The organism is Roseibium sp., assembly GCF_048261595.1.
Lineage (GTDB): Bacteria > Pseudomonadota > Alphaproteobacteria > Rhizobiales > Stappiaceae > Roseibium.
In genome coordinates this window covers 198,428-213,442 of record NZ_JBLXFW010000002.1, presented here as the reverse complement: position 1 = coordinate 213,442, position 15,015 = coordinate 198,428, and the positions used below count along the sequence as shown (strand labels likewise).

The window sequence follows — 15,015 nt, the reverse complement described above, 5'->3', positions numbered from 1 at the left end:
GTGACCGAGTTTGACGTATTCGCCCACCTGAATGAGGCGGCGGCTTCGCGTATTCTGGTTCTCGATGGCGCCATGGGCACCGAGATCCAGCAGTTGAAGTTTGACGAAGCCGCGTATCGCGGTGCGCGTTTCGCCGACTGGCCGAGCGACGTGAAGGGCAACAACGATCTTCTGAGCCTGACGCAGCCAGATGCGATCAGGCAGATCCATGTCGACTATCTGAACGCCGGCGCGGATATCGTCGCGACCAACACATTCTCATCGACGACCATTGCCCAGGCCGACTATGGCATGGAAGCCTTGGCCTACGAGCTTAACGAGGTAAGCGCCCGTCTTGCCCGGGAAGCCTGTGACATTGTTGAAAAGCAGAACCCGGGCCGAAAACGCTTTGTGGCGGGAGGCCTTGGCCCGACAAATCGGACGGCATCGATTTCGCCGGATGTAAACAATCCTGGTTTCCGGGCTGTGTCCTTCGATGATCTGCGGATCTCCTATGCCGAGGCCGTGCGCGGCCTGATCGCAGGCGGTGCCGACATCATCCTTGTCGAGACGATCTTCGATACGCTGAACGCCAAGGCGGCGCTGTTCGCGATCGACGAGGTGTTCGAGGAAGTGGGCCGAAAGCTTCCGGTGATGATCTCCGGCACGATCACGGATCTCTCCGGCCGCACCCTCTCCGGCCAGACGCCGGAGGCGTTCTGGAATTCAGTTCGCCACGCCGAGCCGTTTACTGTGGGCCTCAACTGCGCGCTGGGCGCAAAGGAAATGCGGGCGCATATCGATGAGCTGTCGCGCGCAGCGGACACGCTTGTCTGTGCGTATCCGAATGCCGGCTTGCCGAATGAGTTCGGCGAGTATGACGAAAGTCCGGAGCACATGGCGAACCTGATCAAGGGTTTTGCCGAAGAGGGCCTTGTCAACGTGGTCGGCGGCTGCTGCGGCACGACGCCGGCTCATATCAAGGCAATCTGCGAGGCCGTCGATGGCCTTGCTCCGCGCGTCGTTCCCGACATTCCGCGCCACATGCGCCTTTCCGGGCTTGAGCCGTTCGTGGTGACGCCCGAGGTCAACTTCGTCAACGTCGGCGAACGTACCAACGTTACGGGATCCGCGCGCTTCCGCAAGTTGATCAAGGAAGGCGACTATGCGACCGCGCTCGACGTCGCCCGCGATCAAGTCGAGAACGGTGCACAGATCATCGACGTGAATATGGACGAAGGGCTTCTCGATTCCGAAGAAGCCATGGTTACCTTCCTGAACCTCGTCGCGGCTGAACCCGACATTGCCCGTGTTCCGGTCATGATCGACAGTTCCAAGTGGACGGTCATCGAGGCCGGGCTCAAGTGCATTCAGGGCAAGGGTGTGGTGAATTCGATCTCCCTCAAGGAGGGCGAAGAGCAGTTCATCCAACAGGCCAAGCTCATCCGGCGTTATGGTGCCGCCGTGGTGGTGATGGCATTCGACGAAACCGGACAGGCTGACACCTACCAACGCAAGATCGAGATCTGCCAGCGCTCCTACAAGGTGCTCACCGAGAAGGTCGGTTTCCTGCCCGAGGATATCATCTTCGACCCGAACATCTTTGCCGTGGCAACCGGCATCGAGGAGCACAACAACTACGGCGTGGACTTCATTGAGGCGACCGGCTGGATTCGCCAGAACCTGCCGCATGCCCATGTTTCCGGGGGCGTATCGAACCTCTCCTTCTCCTTCCGCGGCAATGAAGCCGTGCGCGAGGCCATGCACTCGGTGTTCCTCTATCATGCGATTGCCAAGGGCATGGACATGGGAATCGTCAACGCCGGGCAGCTGGCAGTCTACGACAAGCTTGAACCGGAACTGCGCCGGCTCTGCGAGGATGTGGTTCTCAACCGAACACCGGACGCGACCGACAACATGCTCGAAGCGGCTGAACGCTGGAAAGGCGAGGGCGGCAAGAAGCGCGAAATCGATCTGACATGGCGAACCTGGGGTGTTGCCAAGCGCCTTGAGCACGCGCTCGTCAACGGCATAGACGACTATGTCGAGGAAGACACCGAAGAGGCTCGCCAGAACTTCGACCGGCCGTTGCATGTGATCGAGGGCCCCCTGATGGACGGCATGAACGTCGTCGGCGACCTTTTCGGTTCGGGCCAGATGTTCCTTCCCCAGGTGGTCAAGTCCGCCCGCGTCATGAAGAAGGCGGTGGCCTACCTGATGCCTTTCATGGAGAAGGAAAAGCAAGAGCAGGGCCTTACGGGCAAGTCGTCGGCCGGCAAGATCTTGATGGCAACGGTGAAGGGCGATGTCCACGACATCGGCAAGAACATCGTTGGTGTCGTTCTCCAGTGCAACAACTTCGAAGTTATCGACCTTGGAGTCATGGTGCCTGCGGCTAAGATCCTTGAAACGGCGAAGCAGGAGCAGGTCGACATCATCGGTCTTAGCGGCCTGATCACTCCGTCGCTCGACGAGATGTGCCATGTTGCGGCGGAGCTGGAGCGCGAGGGTCTCGATGTGCCGCTGCTGATCGGCGGCGCAACGACCAGCCGAATTCATACGGCTGTGAAAATCCATCCGAACTATGCTCGCGGGCAGGCTATCTACGTCACGGATGCGGGCCGGGCGGTCGGTGTCGCCTCCAAGCTGATGAGCGAAGGCGGGCGTGAGCCCTATTACGCGGAAGTTCGCGACGAATACGTCCGAATTGCCGAGGATCATGCCAAGTCGCGCGGCGCGTCTCAGCGGGTGTCGATCGGGGCTGCCCGAGCCAATGCGTTGAAGGCAGATTTCTCTGGTCATCCACCAGTCAAACCGTCGTTCCTTGGAACAAAGACCTTCGAGAACTTCCCGCTGGAAGATCTGGTTCCTGTCATCGACTGGACGCCGTTCTTCTCAACCTGGGAAATCAAGGGTCGCTACCCGGAGGTCCTGACGGACAACCGATACGGTCCTGCCGCCAAGGCTCTCTTTGACGACGCACGGCGGATGCTTGATGAAATCGTCGAGAAGAAACTGCTGACGGCCCATGGTGTCGCGGGCTTCTGGCCCGCCAATGCCCGCGGAGACGACATCGTTCTGTTCGAAGACGACGGCCGTTCAACCGAACGGGCCATGCTCCATACCCTGCGCCAGCAGATGAGCCGGACAGCAGGTGGGCGTGCCAACGTTGCTCTCAGTGATTTTGTTGCGCCCGAGAGCACGGGAATCGCCGACTACGTGGGTGGCTTCGCGGTGACTGCGGGCCACGGCGAGGAGGAGCTTGCCGCACGCTACGCCAAGGCTGGTGACGACTATAACAAGATCCTCAGCCAGGCCTTGGCAGATCGTCTGGCCGAGGCCTTTGCGGAGAAGCTTCACCAGATCGTGCGCAAGGAACTCTGGGGCTATGCACCGAGCGAGGCCTTGAGCAACGCCGACCTTATTGCCGAGAAGTACCAGGGCATCCGGCCTGCGCCAGGCTATCCGGCGCAACCGGATCATACGGAGAAGGCGACACTGTTCCGTCTTCTGGACGCGGAAAAGGCGACGGGGATCAGCCTGACCGAAAGTTATGCCATGTGGCCCGGTTCGGCGGTTTCGGGGCTCTATTTCTCACATCCGGAAAGCCATTACTTCGGCGTCGGCAAGATCGAGCGGGATCAGGTCGAAGATTACGCCGCTCGCAAGGGCTGGGACATAGCACTGGCAGAACGGTGGCTGGCGCCGATCCTGAACTACGACCCACACCGGCTTCAAGCTGCAGAGTGACGAAGTCATCATATCAAAGAAATTGGGCCGCATCTGTTGACAGATGCGGCCCAATTTTTTTGAAGACTTCACCAGATCGCAGGTTCTGAATGAGAACGATCATTCAAATTCGCTCTGCGATTTTTTCGCTTCACGATAACCGTCAAAGCAGCAAAATTCCCGTCGATCCGCCTCTGGATTGTTATCTCTTATCCGGACGGTGGCGATCGTTCCGTCGTGATTCTTTGGATCTGATATCCTCAGACCAAACCCAATACGATGGCCGCCAGAAAAGCAAAGGCGGCAAAGAATGCGATCATGTTCAGGTTACGTGTCAGGGTCATTTTGGCCTCCCGAAGCCTGTCCAACCGAGGCAGATATTAAGCGATGATGAACGACCTGCGAAGGAAAAACGTTGCTGCACTGCGGCGCGTTGTGGCGCTGAAATACTGTTCTTTTTGGATTTCAGGAAAATCCGTTTGAGCGGGAGGCGATTAACCAATTGCATTGTTTGGCGAAATCCCTGCGATAAAGCCACCTTCGTAGAAGTTGAAAAATATCTTGAAAAATACCCTTGATTGATTTGAGTGTTAACAAAAACAATTGGCAAATTTAACTATTCATAGAAAACAACGTGGGACCCTATTCAGGTAGTTCAATGTTAAGCAACTGATATTACCGTGACGAAGAGTGGCGGAATGCTTGAAGGGAATTGAATGCTGAGCCTTAGCAAGTTGTCCGAGCTTGCAAGAGACCGGAGCACTGGAAGCCGGAAGAGCCTCGTCTCCGCGCTGACCGATCTGTTTGTGTCTTCTGACCATGAGCAGGCCGAGCAGGTGAGCATCATGTTCGGCGAGATCGTTATGAAGGTCCTTGGCCAGCTCGAAGAAGAGACCAGGATGGCGCTGGCTCAGCGCGTCGGCGCTCATCCCGCAGCTCCGCGCGAATTGATCACGACGCTTGCGAGCGACGAGTTCAAGATCGCTGAAAACGTGTTGACCCGCTCGCCTGTGCTTACCGCCGATGATCTTGCAGCCATTGCCCGTGATGGTTCGATGGATCACCTCGAAGCGATCGCAACCCGGGACGAGCTTCCCGAGGTCGTGACGGATGTGCTTGTTGACCGTGGCAACCGCGAGGTTCTCAACCGCGTTGCCAACAATCAGCGTGCGCGAATGGCCGATCAGGCATTTGTTCGGCTCGTGGAGAAGGCGCGAACCTGTCCGGAAATCCAGGCTTTGCTCGTCAGCCGTGAAGACATGCCCAAGCAGGCGGCAGAATGTCTTGCTGAATTTCTGACCGACGAATTGAAGGAACGCGTCGCAGGTCTCGATTCCGACAACGTTCTTGCGCGGGTGATGGCGGAGCGTGCAGCCGAGGAAGTCAAGGCGAGAACCAACCGCCTGCAGGCGAAGCGCGAAGAAACCATTCGCATAATCGAGGACGTCGCAGCCGGGCGGAAAAAACTCGATGATGTTCTTGCCGATTTCGCCAAGACCGATCGGGCCGCGGAAGTCGGAATTCTTCTTGCGAAGGTCAGTGACCTTCCCGCCGCCGGCGTGTCGCCTTTGATCTATAGCCAATCAGAGAAGCCCTTGATCATCATCTGCAAGGCGAACGGCGTCTCGGACGATTGCTTCAAGCACATACTGACCATGCGCGCGCGGCGTATGCAGACCGGCTTCGCCGTGCTCGAAAGCGCGATGAAGAAATATTCCCAGTTTCCGATTGATGCGGCCAAGCGCTCGCTTGAGGCTATTGCCCAGGGCTCGCAAGGCGGTGCGCCAGAGGAACCAGCTGGTCAGGTCGAGGAGCGCGGGGCGTTCATGCGAAGCAAGAGCCGTGGCAAGGCTGCAAGCGCCTGATCCGATCTTCCCTGGGTGCGTCGGCGCAACGACTAGCTTCGCTGCAGGACAGCTGTCATGGCGGCCGCTGACATCAGGAAGCCTCCACCGACCTTGTTGACGAGCGAGACCACCGACGGTGAGCGCAGCCGGCTGCCGATTGCAGAGGCTCCCAGGGCGTAGACGGCAGCATTCATGATGCCTAAAACCACGAATGTGGTCCCCAGCAGGAACAGCTGCGGAGTCGCCGGGCTCTGTGGCGCTATGAAATGCGGCAGAAACGCCATGAAGAAGATTATTCCCTTGGGGTTGAGCGCTGTCACGACATAGGCGTGAAGAAAAACCTTTCGGGCCGGTGCGGCCGCCACGCCGTGAGGTTCAAGCGATGATGGCCGGCTGCGAAGCATCTTGAGACCGATCCAGAACAGGTAGGCCGCTCCCACCCATTTCAGGATTGTGAACAGCGTTGCCGAGGTCGCCAGGATCGCGCCCAGGCCGGCAAGGGAGGCGATTGCTGCGGTTGCGTCGCCGAGGCCGACTCCTGCGACGCTTGCAAGTGCGGACTTGCGACCCTGCGCCAAAGCGTAACTGACGACAAGCATGATGGTAGGGCCGGGAATGGCCAGCACGACAATGGTCGCAACGACATAGGCGCTATATAGTTCCAGGGTCATGTCAAAGGTCCAGGGGGTTCAAGTCTACTGATCATCCTGAGCGGTCGTTGCGAGGACTAAACTCCAAACGACGCCATTGATCAAACCCTGATCTTGACGCAGATCCCATTTAAAGACAAACGGCCCGACACAGAATGCCGGGCCGCTTGCTCAATCTACATCTTCCAGCTTACTGGCAGAACTTCTGCTCGCCGGAATAGGTGGTGAAGGTTCCGGTCCGCGGGTTGAAGGACCGGTACCTGGCAGTGCAGTAGTCGTACCATGCAGGGCTCCAGGGCTGATAGCCGATGCTGCCGCCGTAAACATTGCCCGGCTGGGGTGCGGGCGGATAATAGCTGGGAGCCGGTGCCGCGTAGGTCGGCTGGCTGGTAGCTCCGAGCAGGATCGCACCTGCGGCCAGGCCGATAATTCCGGCGGCGACCGCTGCACCGACATCATTGTCCTTGCGCTTCTTTTTGTAACCATGGTGTGGGCGGCGACTATCGTGCCAGCCATGATTGTTGCGCCAGCCATCGCGATGTCCTGCCTCGGCAACGGACATGGCGGGAAGAAGCAGCGCGCCGGAAAGAGCGATTGCAAAGATACGCTTTGTCGTGTTGGTCATCGTGGTCATCTGTCTGTTCCTCACTGGCGTTGAGCCGGTCTCGATCTGATGAGGCCAAAATGACAGCTCCCCACTGAACCGGTTCTGAGACCAACGTTCATCTGGCGTTCAGGTTCGCGAAAGGCTTCGCATTGGTTCTGCAAGGGGATATGAATGGCATTGGGAGACAGGCGACAAGGACGCAGAATTTTAGCGCTACGGCGATGCGAGCCGTGGTGCAGGGAAGGGCCCTTACATGAGCAAGCCGGAAACAGAAAAACCCAGAAAGGACGTTCTGCGAGAAACCGACGATGAAGCCCGTCGGCTCGCTCGCGGTCTTTTGCGCAGCGCGCGTTTTGGCTCCATTGCGGCGCTCGAGCCTGAAAGTGGTCATCCGATTGCTAGCCGGGTCGCCGTGTGTCCGGACATGGACGGAACGCCGGTGATCCTGATCTCAAACCTTTCCGGCCACACCGCAGCGTTGAACGGCGATCCGCGGTGTTCCCTGCTGCTGGGAGAACCTGGAAAGGGCGATCCGCTTGCGCATCCACGGGTGACGCTTTTCTGTCATGCGGAGAAACTGGAGCGTGGAGGGGAAGCGCACCACCGCATGAGGCGGCGGTACCTTGCGCGCCATCCCAAGGCGGAACTTTACGTCGACTTTGGTGACTTTGCGTTCTTCCGATTGAAGGTCGAACGGGCGAGCTTGAATGGCGGATTTGCCCGCGCCTATTCGCTTGCCGAGAGTGACCTGATCCTGCCGGCTGATGCCTGGGTGCGACTGGCGGATTGGGAGCCCGGTGCCGTCGAGCATATGAATGAAGACCACGCCGACGCGGTGAAGCTCTACGCGGAGGTTCTTGCTGGGAAGCCGGAAGGAAACTGGCGGCTGATCGCGATCGACCCGGAAGGTCTCGACCTGAAAGCAGGAGACGAACTCGCGCGACTATGGTTCGGATCAACCCTGAGTGAACCGGAAAAGCTGCGCCCAGCTCTTGTCGATCTAGCGAAACAGGCAAGGGCGAAACAGGCGGAGTAGGGCTCCGCCCGGCTTCGTCTTCGTCCGAATATCAAACCCGGTTAGGCCGCCCTTATGGTCGTCAGGAAACGTCCCAGCTCCAAGTCGAGAGTCTGGGCCTGACGGGAGAGGTTACCTACGGTCGACATGACCTGTTCGGCGCTCGCGCTTGATTGAGATGCTGCGAGGCTGACATCGGTGATATTGACGGAGATTTCCTCGCTACCAGCGGCCACCCCGGCCGTGTTGCGTGCAATTTCTTCGGTTACCGCATTTTGTTCCTCGACGGATGCAGCAATACCCGTCACCTGCTGGTCTATGACGCTAATGGCATCAACAACAGTCTTGAAGGCGGTGAAGGTCTCATCCGAACCGTTCTGAAGCTGTGAGACAAGATCGCTGATATCTTCGGTCGCCTTGCTGGTTTGGGTCGCCAGCGCCTTGACCTCAGAGGCGACGACCGCGAAGCCCTTACCGGCCTCGCCTGCCCGTGCTGCCTCGATGGTTGCGTTTAGCGCCAGGAGATTGGTCTGCTCGGCAATATCATTGATCAGGCGGACGACGTCTCCAATGCGCTGTGCGGCACTCGAGAGAACGGAGACGGTCTGCGTCGAGGTTTCGGCCTTGCCGCGTGTCTCTGCGGTTTCCGTCATTGCCCTGCTGACCTGGCGGCTGATTTCCAGAACGGAGCTTGAAAGTTCTTCGGTTGCGGCTGCAACGGTCTGAATGTTGGTCGCTGCTTCGGTCGCTGCCGAAGCGACGGTGGTCGCGCGTTCTGACGTTTGAACTGCGGTCGCCGACATGGAGTTCGCGGTGCCTTCGAGTTCGTGAACCGCGACGGAGATCTCATCGGAGACAGACTTCACCGTGCGCTCGAGCTCGTCGGCAAGGCGCATGGTTGCTTCGCGCTTCTCGAGAGCGATGCGCTCCTCCTCTTCCTGAGCCTCCTGCCGTAACCGTTCGATCTCGATCATAGTTTGCTTGAACTTTTCGAAGGCGTCGGCGACCTGGCCGATTTCATCCCGGGAGTTGACGGCAACCGACACGCTGGTATCGCCGCGGGCCAGGCTGACAAGTGCTTCGGCGACCTTTCCGAGCGGCCGGGCGATTCCGAACTGGGCGAAAACGAAGGCGATGACCGCTCCGGCGATAGTCGAGACGATTGAAACGACCGCTAGCTGTGCCATGGCGGACTTCTCATGCTCAACGGCCAGCTGTGCCGACTTTTGAGTAAACTGCTCGAGTTCCTCCATCAGCGTGATCAGCGCATGGTCTAGGTTTTCTTCCTCGATCTCAACCTTCTCTGCGAGGTAACTTGCCTTTTCGATTTCTCCGGCTTCGATAAGTTCGATGATCTCGCCAATGTGGGTCTCGTACTCGCGGTGTTCAGTCTCGATTGCCTTCAATTTCGTGAGTACCGACTGGTACTTTAACCGCTCGTCATTTGTCAGCGCCGTTTCAAGGGCCGCCTTGGCGAGATTTTCGCTACCAATGATTTCATCGCCGACCTTGCGTGCCAAGCGCATGAAATCTTCTTCGATGCGTATCAGTTGGCTTCGGTCCGAATGGGTCTCGACCCCGGCCATGCGCAACATTTTTTCCATGAGGATGGCCTGCTCAAGCTGATGAGCGGTTACCGTACTCACTGCCTTGGTAAGGGGGATGTTGTTCACGGCAATCGTGTCCAGTTCCTTGCCGATTTGCGACATGTGCCAAACGCCCAAACTTGCCACGACAACCGTAGCCGCACTGATCAAAGCAACCAGCGCAAGAATTTTGGCGGACACCGAACGAAGTTTGGAAATGCGCATGTTGGCAATGCCTTCTCAACATCAGATCGAATCGATATATTCAGAAGGTAGAATTGCAATTATTTACAACCGATGAACTTTTGTCATTGTTGCATGAAGCTGTTTTGAAGTTTTTTCATATAATGGATCGGTGGTTTTTGGAAAATTTCGTCAATTTCTGCCTTTTGGCGCGTTTTTTGATAATGGTTATCGAGAAAGTGGATTTTATAATTTGAGTGTATTTGAAGCTGAATTGAGATAACGTCAAATTTCATGACGAATGTGCCGTTGCGTTACTTTTATATTCTTCGGTTGGCGTTGATTTATTGTTTCATCTGAAACCATGCTTGGGCATGTCTGCAATTGTGGCTCCAGCTTCGGTGGACTTCAGATGGTCTGCTCGCGGAGTTCCATTTCTTCTGAATGCATAGTCAGTGGGAGCCGTGGAACGCCTGGTCAAACAGCTTTTGCGGGGTGCCGCGCAGCTTCGCATAAAATAAAACCGCCCCGGACGGGGCGGCTTCATGATGGTGATCAAAGGACCGCTTCTACCTTAGTCAGAACCTTGTATTGCAGCAAGCAGCCAATCTCCGCCGCGCTGCCTGCGGAAGGTCCACAGCTCCGTGCTTTCCTCAGGCGTTTCCAGGCTGCCGGAAAGCACGCTGCCGGAATTGCGATCGACAATGGCATCAAGCGCGGAGAAGCGCATGGCGACCGTTGCATAGTCGTCCTGCCCCTCGGTCCAGGCCTCTGACAGGTCCCCCTGCAGCAGCTTCACGTCGGAGACGCTGTTGCGCTTGCCTGCGGAAGCGAGCTCTGCAAGTTCCTCGGCAAGGAACGACATGGCTTCAGGCGTTGCGAGACGGCGCAGCGCGGCATAGTCCTCTTGGCCATAGGCTTCCTGGATTTCTGTGAGCATTTGCTCGAAACGGTCGAAATCGGAGGCTTCAAGTTCGAGTTGGGTTGCCATGACCGGGGTTTCAGCGGGCGCACTCATGCCGGCGCTGCCTGCATTGCCACCAAAGCCGAACGGGGCGTTTGTGCCTGTTTCCGGCTGGGAACGAAAGTCCGTGCGTGCGCCGCCAGCGGCGACTTCGGCTGGTTGCTGGCGACGGGCCGCGAAGAAGCGCATGGCCAGCATCGCGATGCCGCCGAGCAGAAGCACCTGAAGTATCAGACCGAGGAAGCCGGCAAAACCGCCGAAGCCACCGCCAAACAGCATGCCGAACAGGCCCCCCATGACCAGGCCGCCCAGAAGGGCACCTCCCATGCCGCCAAAGAGTCCGCGGGAGGGCTGTGCGGATGCGCCGGGGACTGCCTTTTGTCCCTGTGCGGGTTGCGGCGTCATGGTGCGCTGCATTGGAGCGGCAGTGCCCGGGGCTGTCTTGGTGGCTGGCGGTGCAGAGAAAGTCTTGCTTCCCCGGCTGCCGAAACTGCTGAAACCCGCTTTGCGGGCCTCGGCAAATTCGGTGGCGGCGAACATCGTTGCCAGTGCAAGGATCAAGAAGGCTGTCGTTTTGCGCAGATGGCGGGCGGCAGCGGGCATAAGGGGTCCTCCAATGGGCCCGGAATGGGCTAAGCGCCGCTAATATGGCGAGCGGCCTTGCGCATTGCCAGAGGGCGCGCCCTGCTTTCTACGTGTTTTTCCGTACGAAAAGGGGGCGGTGCTTTCAGCATCCGCCCCCAAAGCTTGAGTGCCATCGTGCTTGTTGATCAGGCCTTGCCCCAGCCGCCCGCTGTCGGAGTGATCACGGTCACGGCCTCGCCAGCTTTCAGGACGGTCTGGTCGCAGCCTTCGAGCACTTGAACACTGCCATCGAGGCGGCGGACCTCTGTGCGGCCGACTTCGCCGTCGTCTCCTCCGTCCATGCCCTTCGGACGGATGGTCCGGTGGGAGGCAAGGATTGCGCAATCCATCTCTTCCAGGAAGCGCAGGGTGCGCTTCGTACCGTCACCTGCGTGCCAATTCCCCTTGCCGCCGGAACCCTTTCGAATGTGGAAGTCTTCCAGAAGGACGGGGAAGCGGAACTCCAGAACTTCCGGATCCGTCAGGCGGGAGTTTGTCATGTGGACGTGGACGCCGTCTGTGCCATTGAAACCGGGGCCTGCGGGCGAGCCTGAGCAGATGGTTTCGTAATACTGATAGGTGGCGTTGCCGAAGGTCAGGTTGTTCATCGAACCCTGGCTGTTGGCCATGGCGCCGAGGGCCGCGAACAGCGCATTGGTAACGTGCTGGGACGTTTCCACGTTGCCCGCCACCACGGCTGCCGGATATGAGGGACGCAGCATGCAGTCGTCCGGCAGGATGATGCGGATCGGCTTGAGGCAGCCTGCATTCATCGGGATGTGCCCGTCCACCATGACGCGGAAACAGTAGAGGACAGCCGCGCGGGTCACGGGCTCGGGCGCGTTGAAGTTGTTCGGCTTCACGCCGCTGGTGCCGGTGAAGTCGACGGTGGCCTCGCGCTTTGCCTTGTCGACGGTGATCTTCACCTTGATCACGGACCCCTGATCGGTGGGGTATTCGTACTCACTGTCTGTGAGCGCCGAGATGACCCGGCGTACGCTTTCTTCCGCGTTGTCCTGGACGTGACCCATGTAGGCCTGCACAACGCCGAGGCCAAAATGGGCAACCATCTTGCGGAGTTCCTGGATGCCTTTTTCGTTGGCCGCGACCTGGGCCGAGAGGTCGGCCACGTTCTGGTGCGGGTTGCGGGCGGGGTACTTGTGGTCTGTCAGAAGGTGCACCAGTTCTGCCTCGCAGAACCGGCCCTGATCGACAATCTTGAAGTTGTCGAAGAGAACGCCTTCCTCGTCCACTGTCGTGGCACGCGGGGTCATGGAGCCCGGCGCCGAACCGCCGACATCCGCGTGGTGACCGCGCGAAGCTGCCCAGAACAGGATTTCCTTGCCCTCGTCATCGAAGACCGGAGAGACGACGGTGATGTCGGGTAAGTGTGTGCCGCCATTGTAGGGGGCGTTCAGGGCAAATACGTCGCCCGGCTTGATCTTGCCCTGGTTGAGCTTGATCACCGTTTCCACGGACCGGTCCATGGAGCCCAGGTGCACCGGCATGTGAGGCGCGTTGGCAACCAGTGCGCCGGTGGCATCGAAGACGGCGCAGGAGAAGTCCAGTCGTTCCTTGATGTTCACCGAATAGGCGGTGTTCTGGAGCGTGACGCCCATCTGTTCGGCGATGGACATGAACAGGTTGTTGAAGACCTCGAGCATGACCGGATCGGCATGGGTGCCGATGGCGTCGGCGCGCTTCAGCGGCACGACGCGCTTCAGGATCACGTGATCCTTGGCGTTGATCTCGGCCTGCCAGCCCGGCTCCACGACGATGGTGGCGTGGGGTTCGATGATGAGAGCGGGGCCCATCACCTTGACGCCGGGTTTCAAGAGGTCGCGGGCGTAGACGGTGCCGTCATGCCACTGGCCGTCGCTGTAGAAACGGGTCTCGCGGGTGGGGGAAGGGGGGTCGGTGACAAGCGACAGGTCCGGTTCGTCAAGACCGGCGCCGCCGCCGAAGGTTTCCACTTCGAGAGCTTCCACCACGACCGGCTTTTCTTCATAGGCAAAGCCGAACTGCTTGCGATGGGCATCCTCGAATTCGGCGCGCATTTCTGTCGCGCCAGCGAGCGTGACGGGCAGCGGCGTGTCAGTTCCGTCATAGCGCAGGTGGGCGATGGCGCGAGTCTGCCGCTGAGCCTGCGCGACCCCTTGGCCTTCCAGCTCATTTTCAGTCGCCTTGGCGAGATCATCGCGCAGGGCGGCCAGAACGGGTAGCAGGCTTTCTTCCAGGCGTTTGACCACGGACTGCTGACGGTTCGCGCGGATGTCGGCCAGGCCCATGCCATAAGCGGAAAGGATGCCGGAGAACGGATGCAGGATGACGGTCTTCATGCCGAGGGTATCAGCCACGAGACAGCCGGTCTGGCCGCCTGCGCCACCGAAGCAGGTCAGCGCATAATCGGTAACGTCGTAGCCTCGTTGTACGGAGATCTTCTTGATGGCATTTGCCATGTTCTCGACGGCGATCTTGAGGAAGCCGTCTGCGACGTCTTCAGGGGTCCGGCCATCACCGATTTCAGCTGCCAGTTCAGCGAACTTCCGTGTGACGGAATGCTCATCGAGCGGTTTGTCCCGGTTGGGACCGAAGATCTTCGGGAAGAACTCGGGCGCTAGCTTACCGGTCATCAGGTTGGCGTCGGTGACGGTGAGCGGGCCGCCACGGCGATAGCAGGCCGGACCCGGATTGGCACCTGCGCTGTCCGGCCCCACCTGAAAGCGGCCGTCCTTGTAATGAAGGATCGAGCCACCCCCGGCGGCCACCGTGTGGATCATCATCATCGGGGCACGCATGCGCACACCGGCGACTTCCGTTTCGAACGCGCGCTCGTAGTCGCCGTCATAGTGGCAAACGTCCGTGGAGGTGCCACCCATGTCGAAGCCGATGATCTTGTTGTAGCCGGCCATGCGCGAAGTCTCGACCGCGCCTACGACCCCGCCCGCTGGGCCGGAGAGAATGGCGTCCTTGCCCTGGAACAGGTCGGCGGCAGTCAGGCCGCCCGATGACTGCATGAACATGAGCGCCGGGCCCTCACCCAGCTCTTCCTGAACCTGGTTCACGTAGCGGCGCAGGATCGGAGACAGATAGGCATCGACCACGGTGGTGTCGCCGCGGCCCACCAGCTTCATCAGCGGAGAGGCTTCGTGGGAGATGGAGATCTGCGGGAAGCCGATCTCCCGTGCAATCTTGCCCAGCTCCTGCTCATGGGCCGGATAGGCATAGGCATGCATCAAGACGATGGCGATGGAACGGATGCCGTCATCGAAGGCTGCCTGCATCTGGGCGCGGGCGCCCTCCGTGTCGAGAGCGAGCTCGAGCGTACCATCGGCCCGCACACGCTCGGCGATCTCGAAGACTTTCTCGTAGAGGAGCTCCGGCTTGATGATTTCCTTGGCGAAAATGTCGGGGCGGGCCTGATAGCCGATCTCAAGGGCGTCGCGGAAACCCCGAGTGATGAACAGCGCGGTACGTTCGCCCTTGCGCTCCAGAAGCGCGTTGGTGGCAACCGTCGTGCCCATCTTCACAGTGGCGATCCGCTCAGAGGGGATCGGCTGGCCCGCTTCGATGCCCATCAGCTCGCGGATGCCCTGAATGGCGGCGTCCCGATAAGCTTCCGGGTTTTCCGACAGGACCTTGTGGGGATGGAGGCTTCCGTCGGGAGCGCGACCGACGATGTCGGTAAAGGTGCCGCCACGATCGACCCAGAAATCCCACTTGCCCGTCATCTTCTTGTTCCTCTGTCTTTCCGGCATGATTCCCGCCGGTTTGGAAGGCTGTAATCCGAACCCTAGTTCAACGATGATAAAATGTCGATAAATTATCGAT

Annotated in this window: 9 protein-coding genes; 4 read left to right on the top strand and 5 right to left on the bottom strand. The window is 59.1% G+C overall.

The window, feature by feature from the left end; all coding sequences use genetic code 11:
- From metH to ACN0SY_RS08295, 3 genes are all read left to right on the top strand, one after another.
- A complete protein-coding gene (gene metH / locus ACN0SY_RS08305) occupies nt 1-3,729 on the top strand; it encodes a methionine synthase (RefSeq protein WP_417686242.1) in 3,729 nt (1,242 codons plus the stop codon).
- Nucleotides 3,730-3,818: 89 nt separating this feature from the next.
- Complete coding sequence (locus ACN0SY_RS08300; RefSeq protein WP_417686240.1) at nt 3,819-4,286, top strand: hypothetical protein; 468 nt, start codon at nt 3,819-3,821, stop codon at nt 4,284-4,286.
- A gap of 138 nt (nt 4,287-4,424) precedes the next feature.
- Nucleotides 4,425-5,573: a DUF2336 domain-containing protein gene (locus tag ACN0SY_RS08295; protein ID WP_417686238.1), complete on the top strand. Its 1,149-nt coding sequence runs from the start codon at nt 4,425-4,427 to the stop codon at nt 5,571-5,573.
- 32 nt (nt 5,574-5,605) lie between these two features.
- On the opposite strand, the gene ACN0SY_RS08290 is transcribed toward ACN0SY_RS08295, so the two are convergent.
- On the bottom strand, nt 5,606-6,226 hold the full coding sequence (locus ACN0SY_RS08290) for a LysE family translocator (protein WP_417686236.1): 621 nt from the start codon (nt 6,224-6,226) through the stop codon (nt 5,606-5,608).
- A gap of 169 nt (nt 6,227-6,395) precedes the next feature.
- Nucleotides 6,396-6,839, bottom strand: coding sequence for a BA14K family protein (locus ACN0SY_RS08285; protein ID WP_417686234.1), 444 nt, complete (start codon nt 6,837-6,839; stop codon nt 6,396-6,398).
- A 226-nt stretch (nt 6,840-7,065) separates the two neighbouring features.
- Here ACN0SY_RS08285 and ACN0SY_RS08280 point away from each other — a divergent pair, with 226 nt between their 5' ends.
- A complete protein-coding gene (locus ACN0SY_RS08280) occupies nt 7,066-7,848 on the top strand; it encodes a HugZ family protein (RefSeq protein ID WP_417686232.1) in 783 nt (260 codons plus the stop codon).
- 41 nt (nt 7,849-7,889) lie between these two features.
- Here ACN0SY_RS08280 and ACN0SY_RS08275 read toward each other — a convergent pair whose 3' ends face one another.
- The 3 genes from ACN0SY_RS08275 to ACN0SY_RS08265 all read right to left on the bottom strand — a co-directional run bounded on the left by ACN0SY_RS08275 (nt 7,890) and on the right by ACN0SY_RS08265 (nt 14,915).
- On the bottom strand, nt 7,890-9,638 hold the full coding sequence (locus ACN0SY_RS08275; protein ID WP_417686230.1) for a methyl-accepting chemotaxis protein: 1,749 nt from the start codon (nt 9,636-9,638) through the stop codon (nt 7,890-7,892).
- Between the two features lie 532 nt (nt 9,639-10,170).
- Nucleotides 10,171-11,163, bottom strand: a complete 993-nt coding sequence (locus ACN0SY_RS08270) for a TIM44-like domain-containing protein (RefSeq protein WP_417686228.1) — start codon at nt 11,161-11,163, stop codon at nt 10,171-10,173.
- A gap of 167 nt (nt 11,164-11,330) precedes the next feature.
- Nucleotides 11,331-14,915 carry a hydantoinase B/oxoprolinase family protein gene (locus tag ACN0SY_RS08265; RefSeq protein ID WP_417687195.1) on the bottom strand — a complete coding sequence of 1,195 codons (3,585 nt, stop codon included), beginning with the start codon at nt 14,913-14,915 and terminating at the stop codon, nt 11,331-11,333.
- Nucleotides 14,916-15,015 lie beyond the last annotated feature (100 nt).